Here is a 21,836-nt window from a genome sequence, read left to right as displayed (position 1 = left end):
GAACAGCAGAGCAAGATAAAACAGGCTGCATGTTCTGTGAAATGGTTGATTTCCTGATAGACTGAATTATTTTCATAAACATTTAATAAGTCCATACATAAGAACTTTCCAGGGAGGGTTGGCATGGAACGTGAAGCAATAAGCCTAAAAGAAATTTGGCAGGCAAGAAAACGTATTTCATCCAGTGTACAAAAAACACCGATTATATATTCACCGATGCTTTCGGAAATTTCCTCAGCAAATATCTATTTAAAACTGGAAAATCTCCACCCAAGCGACTCCTTCAAGATTCGCGGTGCTGCCAATAAACTGCTGACTTTAACAGCCGCCGAAAAAGAAAAGGGTGTGACCACTTTTTCCACCGGGAATTTTGGCAGAAGCATCGCCTATATAGCGAATAAGCTGGGCATCGCTTCGACAATTTGTATTTCAAATCGTGTGCCGGAAGCAAAAGTAAAGGCTCTTCAAAAGTCCGGTGCAAAAATAGAAATAGCCGGTTTTTCACAGGATGAAGCGGAACAGCGGTGTTACGAACTGGAACAAAATCAGGAATTGACTGTTGTTCACCCGTTTGATGACCCTTATATTATCACAGGAAATGGAACGATTGGCCAGGAAATTTTAGAGGAATTGCCCGAAGTAAATATGGTGATTTCCGGATTATCCGGGGGAGGCTTGCTGTCGGGACTCGGGATTGCCATAAAGACAGCAAATGGAGACAGCAAGATAACCGGTATATCCACAAATCGAGGTGCTGCCATGTATGAAAGCATCCAGGCAGGAAAGCCGGTGATGGTAAAAGAAGAAGATACACTGGCAGACAGTCTGCTCGGAGGAATTGGTCAGGATAACCGGTATACCTTTGAATTAGTAAAAAAATATGCAGATGACATCGTGCTTGCAAATGAGGATGAAATCGCTGATGGAATCGGTTTTATGCAAGATGAACATAAGATGGCTGTGGAAGGAGCAGCAGCGGCTGGAATCGGCACCATTCTTCATGGGAAAATTCCCGTGAAGTCAAATACAGTCATAGTGATCAGCGGCAGCTGCATCAATACCGAGGTACTGCTGGATGTAACAAAAAAATATTTATCAAGAAAAACCAATATTTTGAGGGGAGGATCGCAGCATGAATAAAATATTGTTTAATGACGACATTGTTGACCGTGATGTAGTGGTGGATATCGAGGACAGGGGCTATCAATTCGGGGATGGGATTTATGAGGTGATTGGTGTTTATGATGGAAAACCGCTTATGATGAAAGAACATCTCATCCGGTTGGAAAGAAGTGCGAGGGAGCTTCAATTAAATCTCCCGCTGTCAGCAGCGGAGATGAGAGAAAAGCTGGAAAAATTAGCAGAGGCCAATGAATTAAACGAAGGAATTATTTATTTGCAGGTGTCCAGAGGCACTTCTCCAAGGTGGCATGAATTTCCACCTGCCGAAACTGTGCCGGTTATGATCGGTTACACAAGAGAAGAACCGCGGATGAGTGAGGTGGAGGATCAGGGTGCTAATGCGGTGCTGACAGAGGACATACGCTGGCTGCGCTGTGACATTAAAACATTAAATCTACTCCCCAACGTACTGGCAAAACAAAAAGCGGTCAAACATGATGCTGTAGAGGCGATTTTGCATCGTGGTGACAAGGTAACAGAAGCAAGCGCATCCAATGTGTTTATCGTAAAAAATAACGTACTGTACACACATCCGGCAGATAATTATATTTTAAATGGCATTACAAGACAGAAAATCATTGAAATATGCGAACAGCTTGAGTTAGATGTCCATGAAGAAACATACACAGTGGATGAACTACTGAACGCGGATGAAGTTTTTATATCAGCAACAAAGTCGGATATCATTCCTATTTTAAAAGTAGATAACCATGTTATTGGCAATGGTGAACCCGGAGAGGTAACTAAATCTATTATAAAGGAATTCCGCAAGCTTTATAGTGAATGAGCTGTACACAAATTTTTTACAGAAAGGGCGTGTGTGAGTTGAAAATGAACGCAAATCAATTAACCACCCACCACCCTACGGTAGCTGTAATCGATTTACAGACATACCGGGAAAATATTGAAAAACTAAAGAGATTGGCAGGAAACAGTGAATTCATGGCGGTAATTAAGACAGATGCATACGGTCATGGAATTGTGAAAATGGGTTTTGGAGCCGTGGAGGCAGGCGCACACAGGCTTGGTGTTACAAGTGTGGAAGAGGGAATGCTGCTAAGGGAAAATGGGATCAACGTCCCTATTCATTTATTAAGTACAGTGATGCCGGAGCGTGCTTTAGATATCGTGGCATATGAACTAACCGCTTCCATTTCTTCAAAAAAACTGGCAGCTGCCATAAGTGAGGAGGCCTTAAAGCAAAACCGGATCAGTCCGGTGCACTTGAAGGTAAATACCGGGCTGCATCGTTTTGGCATTGCACCGGATACAGCAGTTGTATTTTGTGAGGAAAACTATGATTTGCCTGGCCTGTATTGGGAAGGAGTTTATACGCATTTTTCCAGCGCGGACGAAGGAGACTGGGACCGGACGGAAGCAGAATTCAATTTATTTAAGGATACCGTTTCCAAACTGAATGACCATGATTTTTATTTTCCAATCCAGCATGTTGGCGGTTCAACGATTACGATAGAACGGCCGGATATGCATCTTGACATGGTTCGTCCCGGGATAGCACTTTTTGGCTATCCCCCTGATGACCGGCAGAACGATTTGATTGATTTGAAGCCGGTAATGACTTTAAAAACACAGGTGCTTCTACTCAGGGAATTGCCTGCAAATACCCCAGTTGGCTATGGTGGCAGTTATGTAACGTCTTCTCTTGAAAAAATAGCAGTCACTGCGATCGGCCATGGAGATGGTTACCAGCGTACATTTTCCAATAATGGGGAAATGCTGATAGGCGGATCGAGAGCCAATATCATTGGGACCATTTCATTGGATCAGACGATGGTCAATGTCACGCATATTCCTAATGTACAGGAAGGCGATGAGGTGATTATTATAGGCAGGCAGAAGGGAGACGAACTTCATGCCCGGGAAGTCGCCGGCTGGGCAAATACTATCGTGGATGAAGTGCTTGCTAGTTTGCTGGAGCGGATCAAGCGAGTGTATGTTTGATCCAGGGTTGAAAAAGTTGTATGCGGGGTTGTGGAAACGTGAAACTCTCCGTGGGGATACTTTACGTTCAATGCAGATTACAATCGCTTCCTCAGGTATGTAAGAATCCTATAACCAACAAAATAAAGTACCAGAGATGCACTCTCTGGTGCGTCCGCATGCCATTTTAGTCTAAGTTACCTACCTTACCTAATAATTTTTTGTAAACCCTTCCAATGATGACTTCAATCTAACTATAACTATCACATTTTCAAATCAAATTAAAAAATTCATTGAATTATTTTACAAACAGGCATATAATAATTCGTTAAAGAAAGGTGGGGATTTGTAATGAGTAAGGATACAGATGTGAAAGAAAAAGATTTGCGTGTGAAAAGCCATGTTTATGATCTATCGGAGACGTTGCGTGCGCCCAACCGTGCTATGCTTCGTGCGGTCGGGTTGAAGGATGAGGATTTTACGAAACCGATGATTGGTGTTGCCAGTACATGGAGTGAAGTAACGCCATGCAATGTACATATTGATGACCTGGCAATTCAGTCCAAGAAAGGTGCCGAGCAGGCAGGCGGAGTGCCCCTGGTATTCAATACGATTACTGTCTCCGATGGTATTTCAATGGGCACTCAGGGAATGCGTTACTCCCTGCCGAGCCGAGATGTCATTGCCGACTCGATTGAAACAGTAGTTGGAGCTGAAAATCTGGATGGTCTTGTGGCGATTGGAGGGTGTGATAAAAATATTCCCGGCTGCATGATTGCCATTGCTAATTCCGAAGTACCTTCAGTGTTCGTGTATGGCGGAACGATTGCTCCTGGTTCTTACCGCGGAAAAGATATTGATCTTGTATCAGTGTTTGAGGGCGTAGGGAAGCATAATAACGGAATGATTGATGGCAAAGAGCTTAACGCCATTGAATGCGCTGCATGTCCTGGCGCAGGTTCGTGTGGTGGCATGTATACAGCAAATACGATGGCATCTGCTGTAGAGGCAATGGGAATGAGTTTACCTGGAAGCTCTTCAAACCCGGCTGAATCTAAAGAAAAGACGGCGGATTGTGCTGACGCGGGAGAAGCTGTTTACCACCTGTTGGAAAAAGGAATTTATCCGAAAGACATCATGACAAAAGAAGCTTTCGAAAATGCGATTACAGTTGTGATGGCACTCGGTGGTTCTACTAACGCTATTCTCCACCTTCTATCTATCGCACATGCACTGGAAGTAGATTTGACCATTGATGATTTTAATGAAATTCAGGCAAAAACACCACACCTGGCCGATCTAAAGCCAAGCGGAAAATATGTAATGCAGGATTTGCATCGGGTTGGGGGAGTGCAAGCCGTCATGAAGCTGCTTTATGATGCAGGTTATCTTCACGGGGACTGCTTGACGGTTACCGGAAAAACAATTGCCGAGAACCTATCGGAAGCACCATCCTTAATAAAAGGACAGGACGTTATTATGCCATTTGACAATCCGAAGCGTGAGGACGGACCATTGATAGTGCTAAAAGGAAATCTGGCACCGAGTGGCGCGGTTGCCAAGGTTTCCGGCGTTAAAGTGAGCAGGCATACCGGACCTGCCAGAGTATTTGATACGGAAAAAGAAGCCACGTCAGCTGTCATGGATAATCAAATAAACGAAGGGGATGTGCTCATTATCCGCTATGTCGGCCCTAAAGGCGGACCAGGCATGCCGGAAATGCTTTCTGTCTCTTCCATTCTCGTCGGAAAAGGGCTCGGAGAAAAAGTGGCCCTCCTGACTGACGGCAGATTTTCAGGGGGCACCCACGGTCTTGTTGTGGGTCACATTGCTCCTGAAGCACAATCCGGCGGACCAATTGCTTATGTGAATGAGGGCGATATGGTTACGGTAGATTCGGATAAAAAAGAGATATCTTTTGAAATCAGTGAAGATGAACTGGAAAAACGGAAACAAGCATGGACAGCGCCACCGCTGTATAAAAAAGGGGTACTTGGCAAATATGCCCATAACGTTTCCTGTTCTTCCAAGGGAGCAGTTACCGATTATTTGAGTAAATAACGTGAAAATAAAGATTAAAAGTTGGAAAAGACTTCAGCCATGCTGGAGTCTTTTTTCATTTAGCAAATTGAAATAATATATTGGGTTTATATTTCCCGAAAACCATGCTATTACGATGTATGAACTATTTTCACCGACGTAATATATCAGATGAAAATTATTGCCTGAAATAAAAAAATAAACGGGAAAGAGTAAACAAATATACTTGTAGGTATTTTCCTGGTGAATCAGTCCAATCAAAGATATTATAAAGTAATAAACTGTAAAGTAACTATGAAAAAATCATGCGATATATCGATAAAAATTAAATTGTAATCTAATTGTAACATAAAAGTGAAAGGTTCATTTATCAATAATGAAAACGCATACAATTTTATTGATTTATCTAAAGTGTCAAAAAAATAAAAAATACCTGTTGACGTCTTTAAAAAAACATTATATGATTATCGGCAATATCAAATATTCACAAAACAGCAATGTATTTAAAAACAACGAATCTATAAAATTAACTCGATGACGGGAAAAAAGAAACAATAAAGATGCAACTTACAGAGATCCGGGGTTGCTGGAAGCCCGGAAGTGCATATTGTTTTCGACATCATCCCTGAGTGCTGAGATCGAACGGCATTATTTGTCTGATAGAGCGAAAGAGGTAACCCTACTTACTGTAAGCAGCAAGTAGCTCTGGTCACGACAATACCAATTAGACTCAGCCAGGTGCGCAAGTGTGTACCTGTTATCCATTCAGGCTGATACTTTAGCTTGGTAAGACAGTATTCGCGAGGATGCTGTAAACCTGGGTGGTACCGTGAAAAGTGGACTCTTTTCTCCCCAACAATTCTGTAAACATGTGCGCAGATAGGGAGAAGAGGGTCCTTTTTTATTCTTTAAAAATAATATTTATTAGCATTAAGGAGGCATGTAGTAGTGAAGGTAGAAGCTGAAGCTAAGCAAGAATTGGAACGTAAGACAAAAATGATAACGGGTGCTGATCTGCTTATTGAGTCTTTGATGGATGAAGGTGTGGATACCATTTTTGGTTATCCGGGAGGGGCGGTCTTACCCATTTACGATGCATTATACCGAAGCGATGCGACATTTGAACATGTACTCGCCCGTCATGAACAAGGCTCCATTCATGCAGCGGAAGGATACGCACGTGTTACCGGTAAAGCAGGCGTTGTGCTTGCCACATCCGGTCCTGGTGCAACAAATTTAATTACCGGCTTGACAGATGCCATGATGGATTCCCTCCCGCTCGTTGTATTTACAGGTCAAGTGGCCGATAGTGTTATCGGCACCGATGCTTTTCAGGAAGCGGATGTAATGGGAGTTACAACTCCTGTAACGAAATACAATTACCAAATTCATCATACAGAGGATCTGCCAAGCATAGTGAAAGAAGCTTTTCATATTGCTACTACAGGAAGACCAGGACCGGTGGTGATTGATATTCCAAAAAACATATCTGCAGAAATAGCGGAAATTCATGTAAAAAAAGATTTTTATTTACCGGGATATCAGCCAAATAAACACCCGAATCCATTGCAGATAACGAAGCTTTCCCAGGCGATTGGCCGCTCGAAAAAACCTGTTATCTTAGCAGGTGCAGGTGTGTTATTTGCGAATGCCTCCGAGGAGCTGAAGGAATTTGCCGTGAAATATGATCTTCCGGTGGCAAACACACTGCTTGGATTAGGCAGCTTTCCGGGTACGCATCCATTATCGCTTGGTATGGCAGGAATGCACGGGAGTTATGCGGCAAATACAGCGTTGTATGAATGCGACTTATTAATCAATATCGGCGCAAGGTTTGATGACCGGCTGACAGGGAATTTGCAGTCCTTTGCCCCTGAAGCAAAAGTTGCCCATATTGATATCGATCCGGCAGAAATCGGGAAAAATGTCACAACGGAAATTCCGGTTGTGGCAGATGCCAAAGAGACATTGCAATCATTACTGAAAATGAAAATAGAGGCACCTGAACAGGAAAAATGGAAAAATGAGCTGAAGCAAAACAAACATGAGTTTCCGTTTTGGTACGAAAAACCACAGCAATACTTGTCACCGCAATGGCTGCTTGAACGAATTTACAAGACCTCAGATGGTGAAGCGATTGTAACTACAGATGTAGGTCAGCATCAAATGTGGGCGGCCCAGTATTATGCTTTTGATAAACCTAACCGCTGGGTAACTTCAGGCGGGCTCGGGACGATGGGATTTGGCTTTCCTGCAGCAATTGGTGCTCAATTAGGTTTACCGGATGATTTGGTTATTGCAGTTGTTGGGGATGGCGGATTTCAAATGACCCTACAGGAATTATCGGTTATTTATGAAAGGAATCTTCCAGTAAAAGTGATGATCGTTAATAATCAGGCACTTGGAATGGTGAGGCAATGGCAGGAAACGTTTTATGATAAACGATATTCCGAATCGATCCTGCACACGAACCCTGATTTTGTGAAACTGGCAGAGAGCTATGGAATCCGCGGGATCAAGGTCGAGGATGAATCGGAAGTACCAGGCATGCTGGAAGATATATTTTCGTATAATGGTCCAGTTGTTGTGGATTGCCGCATTGCACAGGGAGAAAAGGTTTACCCGATGATCGCCCCCGGAAAAGGGCTCAATGAAATGATAGGGGTGACGAAATGAAACGGATCATCATCGCAACTGTGCAAGACAGAAGCGGAGTATTAAACCGGATTACCGGCATGCTGTATAAGCGACAATTCAATATTGACAGTATTTCCGTTGGGACATCGGAAACTCCCGGTGTTTCGAAAATGACCTTTGTTGTGGATGTACATGATGAGCATAAGCTTGAACAACTAACAAAGCAGCTCAATAAACAAATTGATGTGTTAAAGGTAACCGATATTACCGATAAAGCGATCGTCGCCAGGGAGCTGGCTTTGATCAAAGTAGGCGGAAGCGGCGGGCTGCGGGCGGAAATTCAAGGGATCATTGCACCGTTTCGAGCTTCGGTCATCGACGTCAGCAAAGACAGTTTAACCATCCAGGTGACAGGCAAGCCGGATAAAGTGGAAGCACTCATTTCCCTGCTTAAACCATATGGGATCAAGGAATTGACAAAAACTGGTATTACAGCTTTCTTAAGAGGACAACAGCCGGAAAGAGTAGCTGAAATAAATTCACATTTAATCTAAATGAAAAAATATATTTTAAAAATTGGGAGGAATGGAAAATGTCAAAAGTATTGTATGAAAAAGACATTCAAACAGAGGTATTGAAAAACAAAAAAATCGCCGTGATTGGTTATGGCTCACAGGGTCACGCCCATGCACAAAACCTGCGTGACAGCGGTTATGATGTGATTGTTGGATTGCGCCAAGGAAACTCGCAAAAGAAAGCAGAAGCAGACGGATTTTCCGTTTTTTCCGTAGCAGAAGCAACAAAACAGGCTGATATCGTTATGGTCCTGCTGCCGGATGAACAGCAGACTGCAGTGTATAACGAAAGCATTAAAGAAAATCTTGATGAAGGAAATGCAGTGGCATTTGCTCATGGATTTAACATCCATTTCAGCCAGATTGTACCACCGTCAGACGTGGATGTGTTCCTCGTAGCTCCAAAGGGACCAGGACACTTGGTGCGAAGGACATATGAAGATGGAGAAGGGGTTCCAGCGTTATACGGTGTTTACCAAGATGTGACCGGAGAAGCAGTGAAAGTCGCACTTGCTTATTCTCAAGGCATCGGTGCTGCAAGAGCGGGCGTACTGGAAACAAGTTTTCAGGAAGAAACCGAAACTGATTTGTTTGGGGAGCAGGCCGTGCTTTGCGGCGGTGTGACAAACCTAATTAAAGCAGGGTTTGAAACATTGACAGAAGCAGGGTATCAGCCGGAAGTGGCATACTTTGAGTGCCTGCATGAAATGAAATTGATCGTGGACCTTCTTTATGAAGGCGGCTTGGAAAATATGCGTTATTCCATCTCCGATACAGCCCAGTGGGGCGACTTTGTATCCGGACCAGAAGTAATCAATGATGAAACAAAAGCGCGAATGAAAGAAATTCTTGAAGATGTGCAGTCAGGTAAATTTGCCCAAGGTTGGATTTTGGAAAACCAGGCAAATCGCCCGCAATTTAATGCAATCAATGCGAGAGAAAACAAACACCAAATCGAAACTGTCGGAAGGGAGTTACGTGAATTAATGCCTTTTGTAAAACAGCCATTACAGAAAAGTCAACAAACAAAGCAAAAGGATGTGAAAGTTCATGTCACAAATTAAGATTTTTGATACAACACTAAGGGACGGAGAACAGTCGCCTGGCGTTAACCTGAATCAGATTGAAAAACTGGAAATTGCCAAACAGCTGGAGCGTCTCGGAATAGACCGGATGGAAGCAGGATTCCCTGCTTCCTCCAAAGGAGATTTCCAAGCGGTAAAAGCTATTGCAGATACGATTAAAGACACTTCCGTCATTGGGCTGGCCAGAACAACGAAATCTGATGTGGATATCGCATGGGAAGCATTAAAAGGTGCAGCATCGCCAAGTCTGCATCTATTCCTGGCAACATCGCCAATTCATATGACTTACAAGTTGAAAAAAACGCCTGAACAGGTCATTGACACAGCTGTTTCCATGGTGAGCTACGCGAAACAGAAATTTTCCGAGGTGGAATGGTCTGCAGAAGATGCTTCAAGATCGGACTGGAAATTCCTTGCGCAAATTATTGAACAGGTAATTGACGCAGGGGCCACTGTTATAAACTTGCCGGACACCGTAGGCTATACGACACCAAAAGAATACGGCGACATGTTCAAGTATATGAGAGAAAATGTGTCAAACATTGATAAAGTCCAGCTTTCCTGTCATTGCCATGATGACCTTGGCATGGCGGTTGCCAATTCTATCGCAGCTGTAGAAAACGGGGTTACCCAGGTGGAAGGCACCATCAACGGCATCGGAGAGCGCGCAGGAAATGCTTCTCTGGAAGAAGTAGCATTGGCACTCAAAATACGCTCTGATTTTTATCCTTATCATACGAATCTCAAATTAAATGAAATAAAACGTACAAGTGACATGGTGGCAAAATTCACAGGCATGTCCGTACCGGGAAATAAAGCAGTAGTTGGCCGTAATGCTTTCGCCCATGAATCAGGAATTCACCAGGACGGTGTATTAAAAAATACGGAAACCTATGAAATTATTACACCAGAAATGGTCGGTGTGAAGTCGAACACATTATTTTTAGGAAAGCATTCCGGCCGTCACGCGTTTAAAGATAAAGTGGAAGAGTTTGGCTATGCGCTTTCAGACGAAAAGCTGAAGGAAGCATTTGACGCATTTAAACAGCTTACAGATGGCAAAAAGGAAGTAACGGACGATGATATTTTCACCCTGCTGACAGATATTCAAACAGATACAGCCGCTGCGAGAAAATATGAAATGCAAATGTTCCAAGTGCAATACGGAACAGCGAACATTCCAACAGCAACCGTGTCCATGAAAACCCCTGAAGGAGACATCATTCAGACAGCATGTACCGGTCAGGGAAGTGTAGAAGCACTGTATAAAACATTGGATGCACTCATTGCTGAAGAAGTAAAACTGATAGACTATCAAATCTCATCCGTTGGCGGTGGGAGGGATGCTCTGGCAGAATCTCATGTACAGCTGATGGTCAATGGTGAAATGGAAAATGGCCGAGGCTCGGCACAGGATGTGGTCGAGGCTTCAGCAAATGCATTTATCAATGCTGTAAATCGGCATATTGTACAGCATGCGAACCGTAAAAAAGAAGTTGTCCGTTCATAGTTTGTCAAGAAGGTAACAGCAAGAAAAAAGGAGGAAGCGTGATGATTAAGCAGATTATTTTACTTCCTGGTGACGGTGTAGGAAAAGAAGTCATGGAGTCAGCGAAAATAGTGTTAAATACGATTGCAAATGAGTATGGGCATCGTTTTGTTTTTCATGCGCATGAAATTGGAGGGGAAGCCCTTGATAAGTCTGGCACTCCGCTCCCTGATGAAACGTTAAATGCATGCCAGGATGCAGATGCGATTTTGCTGGGGGCAGTTGGCGGGCCGAAATGGGATGATTATCCCAGTCATTTACGTCCGGAAAAAGGATTGCTCGGTATACGAAAAGAGCTTGGTTTATTTGCAAATTTGCGTCCGGTTAAAAGCTTTCTTCCGTTATTACACGCTTCCCCTTTAAAAGAAGAGATTGTCAAAGACAGTGATATTATGATCATCCGGGAACTCACCGGCGGCTTGTATTTCGGGAAGCCAAGTGAACGGAGAAATAACGGCAAAGATGTGGTCGACACACTGGCGTACTCCCGGGAAGAAATGGAACAGATCGTGGATAAAGCATTTGAAAGTGCACAAATGAGAAGAAAGCATCTTACTTCTGTTGATAAAGCAAATGTGCTTGAGTCCAGCAGAATGTGGAGAGAAGTTGTCAATGAAAAGGCAAGGGATTATCCGGATGTGGAAGTGGAGCATCTCTTAGTGGATGCAGCGGCCATGAAGCTAATTACCAACCCGGCCAGCTTTGACGTAATGGTTACAGAAAATTTATTTGGTGATATTTTAAGCGATGAAGCATCCGTTTTAACCGGATCGATAGGAATGCTGCCATCAGCCAGTGTTCGCTCTGATGGTTTCGGTATGTATGAACCGGTGCATGGTTCCGCACCGGATATTGCAGGCAAAGGTATTGCCAATCCGCTGGGAATGATTTTGTCCACTGCCATGATGCTGAAATATTCATTTGGCATGGAGGAAGAAGCCTTTGAAATAGAAGAAGCAGTACGTCAGACTGTGGAACAAGGCTTCCATACAGCTGATCTGCAAGTAAAAGGTGGAAAAACGATCGGTACGAATGAAATGACAAATGTGATTCTGGATAATCTGACAACCAAAAGCGTTTCAGATAGTATTTGCAGTATGTATGCGTAATGGGGGGATTTGACATGGGGAAGCCTGAAACGATTGTCGAAAAAATATGGAATAAACATGTGGTTCACAAAGAAGAAGGAAGGCCTGATTTATTATATATTGATCTGCACTTGGTTCATGAAGTAACCTCCCCTCAGGCTTTTGAGGGACTGCGATTGAATAATCGTAAAGTACGCCGGCCAGATCTGACCTATGCCACGGTCGACCATAATGTGCCTACGAAAAATCGGGATGTTATTAAAGATGAAATTGCCAAAAAACAGATGGAAACATTAAAAGAAAACTGTGAAGAATATGGAATACCGCTTGCTGATATGTATCATCCCGATCAGGGAATCGTACATGTGATCGGTCCGCAGCTTGGTTTAACTCAGCCCGGGAAAACCATTGTGTGCGGGGACAGTCATACATCCACCCACGGCGCCTTTGGTGCACTTGCTTTTGGTATCGGTACGAGTGAAGTGGAGCATGTACTTGCCACACAATCCATTTGGCAGGAGCGTCCCAAAACATTGAATGTGAAAGTCGAAGGAGAGCTGGGGCCTGGAGTGACTGCAAAGGATTTAATTTTAGCGATCATTGCTAAATTCGGTGTCCGTTTCGGTACAGGGCATGTCATTGAATATACGGGGGATGCAATTCGCAATTTATCCATGGAGGAACGCATGACCGTCTGTAATATGTCGATCGAAGCAGGAGCAAGAGCCGGATTGATTAGCCCGGATAAGACTACAGTGGAATTTTTAAAAGGAAAGGAATATGTGGCAGCGGGAGACGCTTTTAATGAAGCGGCAGATGCCTGGCTTGATTTGGCGACTGATGAAGGAGCCGAGTATGATAAGACGGTAACGATTCATGCAGCGGAAATCGAGCCGCAGGTTTCCTGGGGAACAAATCCCGGCATGTGTGTTCCGGTAAGTGCTGCAACTCCTTCTCTGGATGAAGCAGAAAGTCGGGAAGATGTAAAACGTGCCCTGGAATATATGGGACTGGAAGAAAACCAACCGATTAGTTCCATTGAAATTGATCACGTATTCATTGGATCCTGTACGAATTCCAGATTAAGTGACTTGCAGAAGGCTGCTGCCATAGTGAAAGGGAAAAAGGTAAATGGTAATGTAAGGGCAATTGTGGTACCAGGATCATTCAGCATCAAATTACAGGCAGAAAAAGAAGGCCTTGATACGGTATTTAAGGAAGCCGGCTTTGAATGGAGAGAGGCTGGATGCAGCATGTGCCTCGCCATGAATGACGACGTTGTGCCGCCTGGTGGCCGCTGTGCCTCCACTTCCAACCGGAATTTTGAAGGACGCCAAGGAAATGGATCCAGAACACACCTGGTCAGTCCGGAAATGGCGGCAGCTGCAGCGATAGAAGGTCATTTTGTTGATGTTCGCAAATTTGTTGGAGCGGTCAGCTGAAAATTGCAGTATTTATACAGTTAATCGACGGGCTTAGTATGGATAGCAACTTGCATTGTAAAGCGGGTTGCGCCCCCTATTTATAGGCAGATGATGGACATCTGCCAGCCAAACAAGTGTGGTAAGGAGGTACCTTATTATGGAAGCAATTGAAAGTCATAAAGGAAGTGTGTATCCGCTGGATCGGAGTAATGTGGATACAGATCAAATTATACCAAAACAGTTTTTAAAGAGAATTGAACGTACGGGTTTTGGGCAGTTTCTTTTTTACCACTGGCGCTTTGATGATGATGGAAAGTTAAGAGATACATTCAGTTTGAACGAGGAGAAATATAAAGATGCCACTATTCTTTTAGGCGGGGAAAATTTCGGCTGCGGTTCTTCACGAGAGCATGCTCCATGGGCAATCCTGGATTATGGTTTCAAGGTTATTATAGCACCAAGTTTTGCTGATATTTTTCACAATAATGCTATGAAAAATGGACTTCTTCTCGTGCAGATGAATGAAAAGCAGATGAAGCAGTGGATGAGGCGAGCTGAGAATGCAGCATTGGAACTTCAGATTGATTTAAAGAAACAGACAATTACAGATGAAAATGGCCATGAAGTGTCTTTTGAAATCCCGGAATTTCATAAACAAAAGCTGTTGAATGGCTGGGATGATATTTCTTTAACCTTGCATCATGAAGCTAGAATCGAGGCTTACGAAAACGAAATTAACTTATAAGATGAAGAGGAGAGTGAACCTTTTGGGGATTGCTTAACAGGTGAAAAAGTGCATACGGCAATGGGCCGCTTAAAACCGATTGTTCATCGCACATCATTACTTACTTCAGAAACAACGAATCGATTAATCGGCAAGAACGTTTATTTTAAGATGGAAAACCAGCAGAAAACCGGCGCATTTAAATTTCGGGGCGCCACTTTTAAGTTAATGCAGTTGCCGAAAAAGCAATTAAAAAGAGGCGTGATTACTGCTTCTGCAGGAAATCATGCCCAGGGTGTTGCCTATGCAGCAGCCAAATTGGGAGTGAAAGCCACTATTTTCATGGCTGAAAAGACGCCAGCTGCAAAGGTAGATGCAACGCGAAATTATGGAGCACATGTTGTTTTAACAGGAGAGACATTTCAGGAAGCATATGAAGCATCTTTGAAGAAACAATTACAGACTGGTGCCGTGTATATCCACCCGTTTGATGATTATGATATCATGGCTGGGCAAGGCACTATTGCCATGGAGATGCTGCGCCAGGAAGACCGTATGGATACCATCATTGTCCCTATTGGCGGAGGCGGGCTCATAAGCGGAATCGCTGTAGGGGCAAAACATGTGAACCGGAATATAAAGGTGATCGGTGTGCAGGCTCAAGGTGCCCCGGCAATGTATGAAAGTTACCATAAGAATCGGATGAAAACTATTACATCCGTAAATACCATTGCAGAAGGTATTGCCGTGAAAAAACCCGGTCAGCACACATTGCCGGTAATCCAGGAATATGTGGATGATATTGTAACCGTAACCGATGCTGAAATCGCATCAGCTATTCTTTACATGCTGGAGAGAAACAAAACATTAATCGAAGGTGCAGGAGCAGCATCCATTGCTGCATTATTCGCCTATAAAAATAAGATTAAATCAAGGCATTGCGGGGTTGTTGTCAGCGGTGGCAACTTGGATATCAGCATGATGGCTAAAATCCAGAATCTGGCTAAAAGCTTTCATCATTCGGCTTAGGTTAACATAAGGAAAAGAATTCATCTTATATGAGGAGGTGGATTCTTTTTTTAAATTTTAATATTAGCAAATTTGTTCGGCACGGGCAGTTTGGTCATATAAAATTTATTCTAAACATGTTAAGTCTGCAGCCGTGTTTAGAAAGATGACATAGCACGACCTCTATACATCTTGTAACTCGCTAATTTCGTGCTAGTGGTGACATACGTGAGGTCTATCGGCCCTCCTGTATGGCAAACCCGATGCAACCGTCAGATAGGCTATCTCTATCAGCCCTACAGCGGGCCAAACCCGATGCAAATGTCAGATAGCCCTGCTCTATCATCCCTCCAGCCCGCCAAACCCGATGCAACCGTCAGATAGGCGATCTCTATCAGCCCTACAGCGGGCCAAACACGATGCAAATGTCAGATAGCCCTGCTCTATCGGCCCTCCTGTATGGCAAACCCGGTGCAACCGTCAGATAGGCGATCTCTATCAGCCCTACAGCGGGCCAAACACGATGCAAATGTCAGATAGCCCTGCTCTATCATCCCTCCAGCCCGCCAAACCCGATGCAACCGTCAGATAGGCGATCTCTATCAAACCTCCAGCACGTCAAACACGATGCAAACGTCACATAGCCCAGCTCTAACACTTCTTCAGTGTGTCGGCTACTGGGGAAAAATATTCATTTAGATAGAAGCTCACTAAAAACAACTGCTATCCTAGCAATAAATACAGACATACACAAGCTACAGTTTCTGCCCATAATACTTGTCTAACGAAAAACCGCGACCCAAAATCTCAGATGCATTAATAAAAATAACAAATGTATCAGGTTCTTCTTTTTGCAAGATCTTTCTCAATTGAACAGCCTCCTGATGCTCGGTCACACAAAGGATCATTGTTTTGTCCTCGTTTGAATAGCCGCCGACGGAACGAACTTTGGTAAGTCCCCGGTCTATTTCATTACTGATGATTTGCTGAATTTTCACTTCATTCTCAGTAATAATCATGATAAGTTTCGTAGCAGAGGTGCGTAACTGTACGACATCTATGGTTTTACTAGTTATATAAATACACATTAAAGCAAATAATGTAATTTCCAAATTAAACACAATAATAGAAGAAATGACAACCACACCGTCTACAAAAAGCTGGGAATATCCGCTGGACAGCCCGGTGGATTTCTTTACAATCTGAGCAATGGCTGCAGTTCCCCCAGTTGAGCCATTTCCTTTATAAACAATACCGAGACCGGCTCCTAAAATTATCCCGCCGTAAATGGCACCGAGCAGCGGGTTTGTTACTGTATACGGAACACCAGCAGTAAGCCATATAACAAAAGGCACCCAAAAAGTGCCAGCCAGTGTTTTCCAGCTAAAGTCTGAGCCCATAGCAAGCCAGCCTATAACAAAAATAGGAATATTAATCAAAAATTGTGTGAAGGCAGGGCTAAGTGCATACAGTTCGAATAAAATTGTACTTATCCCCGAGATACCACCTGCAGCAAGCTTAGATGGTAATAGAAATAAATTATAGGACAGGGCGACAAGGGTTGCGCCAATGATAATCTGTAAATATTCGACTGTCGGTTTATGAAGTTTATCGATGATTTTAGTCATAGGAGCAGGATCCTTTCCAGGCAAGTAAAGCCTGCGTGATTAGTTGCCTGTTATATTCTACCACTTGGTCATAGTAGAGTAAATAGGATAGATTTTTAATGTATTGATAAAAAAACAAAAAAGCTTTTCACCTCATCGATGAGGTGAAAAGCCATCACGATTAACCAGCTCCTACCGTCTCCATTTTCATCATGCTGTCTGCAACCGTTTCAGTGAACCTTTTAATTGTTTTGGGAATGAGCGTCTTTAAGAGGGGATTGATCATTGGTCCCGTGATCCCTTTAGCGGAAATTTGCATATACCCTGTCATTTTGATGGATGTGTCACTAATTGAATTTGCCTGAAAATAACCGTTGCCTGAAAAATTTTCATTGATCCCTTTTAATGTAAATGTAACTTTTGTAGGTTCGTTCCACTCCTGAATATCTACTCGTAAATGAATCGTTTTTTGGACGATCCCTGCATCCCCTGTAAAGGTCCAGGTTGACTGTCTGTCGTTTAGCTGTTCGTGCCCGGTATAACCAGGCACCAGGGGAGCCCAGTTGTTCATATCCTTTACAAATCCCCAAGCATGGTGAATGGGAATTTCTAATTCGAGCTGATGAAGTCCGCTTGGCATTTCGCACATACCTCCTTATATGTAAAAGATAGCATTTTGCACATTTTTCATTATATGCATGGCAATGTTGTAGAATACCTTCATCTGATAAAATATTTTCATTGAAGGGTTTATTACTTCGTGTGTCGAATAAATAGAATGAAGCAGAGATAATGGATGAATGAAGCGACGATAATATATGAAGGGAATAATCTTACCCAAGAAGAAAATGGCTATTACGTAAAATCTGCAAAGGACTTGGGGCGAGATTGCTGGCTGATTTTACCGAACATGTTTCAAAATAATTTAATGACATCCAAAACGTAAAAAACCACTTACTTCATCTTATAATAGAAGAAAGTAAGAGGTTTTCTATTAGATTTCATGCTGCGTACTGAAAAACGGTCATTCCCGTTGATTTCCATAGGTTCCATTCGGTTAGAGAGTCGAGCCGTTCAATTCCTTCACGCTACTGTACTCTATACAACCAAATTTTCCAAGGAGATTCTTTATGCTCAAACGTCTCTTCCAGCTTCAGATCAAGCTTTTCACTGTTCTCAATTGGAACAGCAGAGAGTATATAATCACCGCCAAGCTCCTTCAACGCTTCCGTATTAATATCCAACTCTTCAATCGTTCCTTCTTCTTCGCGGTCTTTTGTAAACATATAATTTTCCCCATGATCTGCTACATACATATAAAGCCTGCCGCCCCATGTGTCGAAGTAATTCTCCAGCTCCGGATCTTTCTCCAGTTCTCCTTCGATCACTTCACGGAAATCATGTTTATATTCAAGGGGAAAACTGTTATTGTACGTATCCAGTGTGTAAAACCCATTATATTGCGCGATGGTTGGGTGCATGCCTATACTGACAACCCTATATTCCGAGGGATCCATGCCGATATATTCCTGCACCTCATCAAACAATGTTTCCGAATAAAATTCCTGAAAAGTAGCTCTTCCAACCGCACTGTACTTTGACTCTTCATTCAGACTGAACAGGATGCCGCATTGCACAACGATTAGCGATATAACGATTAATTTCCCATACCGGAAAGACTGCCACAAAATGACTAAAGCCAGTGCAAATGAGACATACCAGATCGCAGGATCAAAAAAATGAATTCGCGCAAAATTAAATGTATTGGCCACTTCAAAATTATCTTTTACAACCCGCCAGCCTTCCCAGTACCAAAAGGCATACCAGACTGATATGGCAAAATTAAATATAAACAGTGCCAGCAGCAGCTTCACATTTAATTTGCGGACAGCTGCTATAATAAAAGCAATCCCGATTACAGGGACAATTACCAAGAAATGTTCTGATAAGTCATGGGTGTGATCAAATAAAAAATTTTCAAATGACAGCTCGATGCTCCGTTCAAATGAATTATGACCCAGACTCAACTCCTCCCGGTGGGAAACAAATCCGTCATCAAAAAACATGGAGGAAATAAGCAGGTAATTTTTCGCGACATAAATGGCCGTCATTGAAGCAATCGCACTAAAAAACACCCAATCCGACTGCTTCGTGCGAATCCAGTCAACAAGCCACACCATTCCCATGATCGCCAAAAAGAAAACAAACGTTAAAATAAAATTCGACAAAAAGGGAATCAGTAAAAGCGTTAGCCAGTAATACCACGGGGTATCCTTCCCGCGTTTTTTAATCGTCAAAAAGATATGCAGCGCAAGTGGAAGCCCGGCTATGGACAGCATTCCCGACGGCCAAAAAGGAAGTATGGCAAATGCCAGGGCAGCTCCCACTACAATAATATGGTATTTTTCATCGCGTATAACATGTCGCTTCAGCAAAAAATACATCCCGATAAACGCGGCAAACCGCATGATTGTCTGACCAATCGTATATGCAGTCATCGGCTCAAAAAGCACATACAGCCAGACCATGGCATCCAGTCCGGAAGCAAGCGCACTTCTTGGCAGACCGTTGATTACATTTGGCAGCCTCGTATCGTTTAATGTAAAGATTTCACCACTTTCAGCAAGCAGTTTATACCAGACGATATTGGAATCCAGATTGTCATGTTCGCGGATGTGGGTGTTCTCTCCCAATACAAAATAGGGCATAAGATATAAAATAATAATAAACACCGCAACACCGATGATAATATTATGCTTTGTAAAAAGTCTGGATCTGATCGATGACATATCGCGCATCCTCTTCTCCCATTTCATAATACAATGGCAGGCGAAGTATTCTGGTTCCGTCTGCCGTAGTATATTTGTCCTCACCAATAAACTTGCCATATTTTCTGCCAGCAACCGAATTATGCAGCGGCACATAATGGGAAGTAGTTTGAATTTGCTTATCCGCTAAAAAATCCATGAGCCTGTTACGCGTTTCTTCGTCTTTTGCTTTCACAAAAAACATATGTGCATTATGGGCAGCATTCGCAGGCACATAGGGGATTTCGATCCGCCCTTGTTCAGACAAGCTCTTAAGTCCTTGTCGGTATATCTCCCAGGTTTTCATTCTGTCCTCCAGAATAACATTAGCTTGCTCGAACTGCACAGACAGAAAAGCCGCATTGATTTCACTTAATAAATAGGAAGAACCAATATCCTGCCATGTATATTTATCCACCTGCCCACGCACAAATTTGGAGCGGTCCGTGCCTTTTTCCTGTAAAATTTCTGCTCGTTCCATTTGGGCAGGATCATTAATTAATAACGCACCGCCTTCTCCGCAAGTATAATTTTTCGTATCATGAAAACTGAACGTCCCAAAATGTCCGATAGTGCCCAGCGGCTTATCCTTATATGTACTCATTAACGCCTGGGCAGCATCTTCAATAACAAAAAGATGATGCCGCTCTGCAATGTCCATAATTTTATCCGTATCACAGGAAACACCCGCATAATGCACCGCTACAATCGCTTTAGTCCGTTCGGTAACGGCTGCTTCAATAAGGTCAGCATCCATATTCATCGTTAACGGATCGACATCAATAAAGCGGATGGAAGCACCCCATAATGCATATGCATTCGCTGAGGAAACAAATGTATAAGAAGGCATGATCACTTCATCGCCGTCTCTAATCTCCATTAATAAAGCTGTCATCTCAAGTGCATCTGTACAAGATGGCGTAAGGATAGCTTTTTCACATCCCAACCGCTCCTCCAGCCAGTTTGTACATTTATTTCCAAACGACCCATTGCCGGACAGCTTGCCATTTGCCAAAGCTTGCTGCATTGCAACAGATTCCTTTCCGGTCACACATGGTTTATAAAATGGTATCAAGCCAATCACCTCATTACAATAATTCCCAGCACAATAAATGAAAATCCAATAACTTTTTGGAATGATACAGGTTCGCCAAATAAAAATGCAGATAAAATAAAAACAAGGACAAAGGACAGACTCATAAATGGATACGCGTAGCTGATGTCGAACTTAGTCATTGCCGCCATCCAGCTTAATGCAGCCAGAAATGCTGCAAAAAAACCGGAAAGAATCCAGGGATTTAACAGTAGCTGCAAAAGAAAGGTAATCCGATCCCAGAACGGTTCTGGCAGATTACCATATTGATCAATTTTCCATTTTAAGATTAATTGACCGTACACTGTAAAAATAATCGTTCCAAATATATAAAAATAGCCCATCACGATACTCCAACCGGCAAGGATCCGTTCAATTTATGGTAAACATCCACTGCGCCTTGAGGACGGAAACCCAGGGATAAAAATAAATTTAAAGATGTCAGGTTGGACGGCGAAATAGAGGTTGTCAGCATGTTGTGTTCCCCTTTTTCAAATTGATCTAAAGCCGCATGACTTGTAAACGGTTTTGCCAAACTTTTATTCCGAAATTCTTTTTTAATGGCAAGCAGGAGGACTTTATTATTCACGTGCCCGTAAAAGCCGGCAAGCTCACCCTGAAAGTACAGCCCTACAATTATATCCTTCATTATCAAATCATTTACCCAGTTCATGTACCTCTGGTCCGCCATGAAATCCGGAATATTAAAATCCCGGTGAAAACGCCCGCCTTTAAAGGCTTCCCCGGCAATTGCGAGTACATCATCCTTGTCAAAATCCGTGGACAAGTGAATTCCTTCCTTATCAAACACTTTAAGATTTTCCCTCTTGCAGGCCGGCTCTATCAACGTATCCACATAATAAAAACCATATCTGTTCAGCTGATGTGTATTTGTGGAAGGGTCTACTTTTAATGTGAAATGCCCTTCCGTTTCATTTGTTAACGCTAACGCTGTTTCCGTTGCTTCTGATAATTCGTAGGTGTCAATATGAAAATTTCGTTTATCCCATGGCGTGGGACGTAGATAACCATCGATTAATTGCATTTTTCTTCCCTCGCTTTTATAAAATATTTTA

At 42.9% G+C, this 21,836-nt stretch carries 19 protein-coding genes; 13 read left to right on the top strand and 6 right to left on the bottom strand.

Going from position 1 to position 21,836, the window contains the following annotated elements; all coding sequences use genetic code 11:
• Positions 1-123: 123 nt before the first annotated feature.
• The 12 genes from ACDX78_RS17585 to ilvA all read left to right on the top strand — a co-directional run bounded on the left by ACDX78_RS17585 (position 124) and on the right by ilvA (position 15,274).
• Entirely contained in the window at positions 124-1,140 is a 1,017-nt protein-coding gene (locus ACDX78_RS17585) for a pyridoxal-phosphate dependent enzyme (protein ID WP_486029465.1), read from the top strand.
• Positions 1,133-1,969, top strand: coding sequence for a D-amino-acid transaminase (gene dat / locus ACDX78_RS17580; protein ID WP_486029464.1), 837 nt, complete (start codon positions 1,133-1,135; stop codon positions 1,967-1,969). The genes ACDX78_RS17585 and dat overlap by 8 nt, the downstream gene beginning before the upstream one ends.
• A gap of 44 nt (positions 1,970-2,013) precedes the next feature.
• Positions 2,014-3,144 (top strand): alanine racemase, encoded by a 1,131-nt coding sequence (gene alr, locus ACDX78_RS17575; RefSeq protein ID WP_486029476.1) that lies wholly within the window; start codon positions 2,014-2,016, stop codon positions 3,142-3,144.
• A 330-nt stretch (positions 3,145-3,474) separates the two neighbouring features.
• Positions 3,475-5,184 carry a dihydroxy-acid dehydratase gene (gene ilvD / locus ACDX78_RS17570; protein ID WP_486029463.1) on the top strand — a complete coding sequence of 570 codons (1,710 nt, stop codon included), beginning with the start codon at positions 3,475-3,477 and terminating at the stop codon, positions 5,182-5,184.
• Positions 5,185-6,159: 975 nt separating this feature from the next.
• On the top strand, positions 6,160-7,839 hold the full coding sequence (gene ilvB, locus ACDX78_RS17565; RefSeq protein ID WP_486029475.1) for a biosynthetic-type acetolactate synthase large subunit: 1,680 nt from the start codon (positions 6,160-6,162) through the stop codon (positions 7,837-7,839).
• Positions 7,836-8,354, top strand: a complete 519-nt coding sequence (ilvN, locus tag ACDX78_RS17560; RefSeq protein WP_486029462.1) for an acetolactate synthase small subunit — start codon at positions 7,836-7,838, stop codon at positions 8,352-8,354. Before ilvB ends, ilvN begins: the two co-directional genes overlap by 4 nt.
• 38 nt (positions 8,355-8,392) lie before the next feature.
• Positions 8,393-9,439: a ketol-acid reductoisomerase gene (gene ilvC / locus ACDX78_RS17555; protein WP_486029461.1), complete on the top strand. Its 1,047-nt coding sequence runs from the start codon at positions 8,393-8,395 to the stop codon at positions 9,437-9,439.
• Positions 9,426-10,970: a 2-isopropylmalate synthase gene (locus ACDX78_RS17550; RefSeq protein WP_486029460.1), complete on the top strand. Its 1,545-nt coding sequence runs from the start codon at positions 9,426-9,428 to the stop codon at positions 10,968-10,970. Before ilvC ends, ACDX78_RS17550 begins: the two co-directional genes overlap by 14 nt.
• Positions 10,971-11,011: 41 nt before the next feature.
• Positions 11,012-12,118: a 3-isopropylmalate dehydrogenase gene (leuB, locus tag ACDX78_RS17545; RefSeq protein ID WP_486029459.1), complete on the top strand. Its 1,107-nt coding sequence runs from the start codon at positions 11,012-11,014 to the stop codon at positions 12,116-12,118.
• A 14-nt stretch (positions 12,119-12,132) separates the two neighbouring features.
• A complete protein-coding gene (leuC, locus tag ACDX78_RS17540) occupies positions 12,133-13,539 on the top strand; it encodes a 3-isopropylmalate dehydratase large subunit (RefSeq protein WP_486029458.1) in 1,407 nt (468 codons plus the stop codon).
• A 139-nt stretch (positions 13,540-13,678) separates the two neighbouring features.
• The gene (gene leuD / locus ACDX78_RS17535) at positions 13,679-14,266 is read left to right on the top strand and encodes a 3-isopropylmalate dehydratase small subunit (RefSeq protein ID WP_486029457.1); all 588 of its coding nucleotides are present in this window, start codon (positions 13,679-13,681) and stop codon (positions 14,264-14,266) included.
• A 60-nt stretch (positions 14,267-14,326) separates the two neighbouring features.
• Positions 14,327-15,274, top strand: coding sequence for a threonine ammonia-lyase (gene ilvA, locus ACDX78_RS17530; RefSeq protein WP_486029474.1), 948 nt, complete (start codon positions 14,327-14,329; stop codon positions 15,272-15,274).
• Positions 15,275-16,008: 734 nt separating this feature from the next.
• On the opposite strand, the gene ACDX78_RS17525 is transcribed toward ilvA, so the two are convergent.
• Positions 16,009-16,881 (bottom strand): YitT family protein, encoded by an 873-nt coding sequence (locus ACDX78_RS17525; RefSeq protein WP_486029456.1) that lies wholly within the window; start codon positions 16,879-16,881, stop codon positions 16,009-16,011.
• 160 nt (positions 16,882-17,041) lie between these two features.
• A complete protein-coding gene (locus ACDX78_RS17520) occupies positions 17,042-17,500 on the bottom strand; it encodes an SRPBCC family protein (protein ID WP_486029455.1) in 459 nt (152 codons plus the stop codon).
• Between the two features lie 156 nt (positions 17,501-17,656).
• On the opposite strand from ACDX78_RS17520, the gene ACDX78_RS17515 reads away from it, so the two are divergent.
• Positions 17,657-17,806 carry a hypothetical protein gene (locus tag ACDX78_RS17515; protein WP_486029454.1) on the top strand — a complete coding sequence of 50 codons (150 nt, stop codon included), beginning with the start codon at positions 17,657-17,659 and terminating at the stop codon, positions 17,804-17,806.
• 142 nt (positions 17,807-17,948) lie between these two features.
• Here the strand turns inward: ACDX78_RS17515 and ACDX78_RS17510 are convergent, their stop codons facing one another.
• The 4 genes from ACDX78_RS17510 to ACDX78_RS17495 are packed head-to-tail and all read right to left on the bottom strand — an operon-like array spanning position 17,949 to position 21,805.
• Positions 17,949-19,649, bottom strand: coding sequence for a DUF6044 family protein (locus ACDX78_RS17510; RefSeq protein WP_486029453.1), 1,701 nt, complete (start codon positions 19,647-19,649; stop codon positions 17,949-17,951).
• Positions 19,612-20,751, bottom strand: a complete 1,140-nt coding sequence (gene rffA / locus ACDX78_RS17505) for a dTDP-4-amino-4,6-dideoxygalactose transaminase (protein ID WP_486029452.1) — start codon at positions 20,749-20,751, stop codon at positions 19,612-19,614. Before rffA ends, ACDX78_RS17510 begins: the two co-directional genes overlap by 38 nt.
• Entirely contained in the window at positions 20,748-21,104 is a 357-nt protein-coding gene (locus ACDX78_RS17500; RefSeq protein WP_486029451.1) for an EamA family transporter, read from the bottom strand. Before ACDX78_RS17500 ends, rffA begins: the two co-directional genes overlap by 4 nt.
• On the bottom strand, positions 21,104-21,805 hold the full coding sequence (locus tag ACDX78_RS17495) for a GNAT family N-acetyltransferase (protein WP_486029450.1): 702 nt from the start codon (positions 21,803-21,805) through the stop codon (positions 21,104-21,106). The genes ACDX78_RS17500 and ACDX78_RS17495 overlap by 1 nt, the downstream gene beginning before the upstream one ends.
• Positions 21,806-21,836: the final 31 nt, after the last annotated feature.

Origin of the sequence: Virgibacillus oceani, assembly GCF_041521345.1 — a bacterium.
Classification (GTDB): Bacteria; Bacillota; Bacilli; order Bacillales; family Amphibacillaceae; genus Virgibacillus_N; species Virgibacillus_N oceani_A.
Note: the sequence above shows the minus strand (reverse complement) of the source record. Positions and strands in the feature narration are given on the sequence as shown.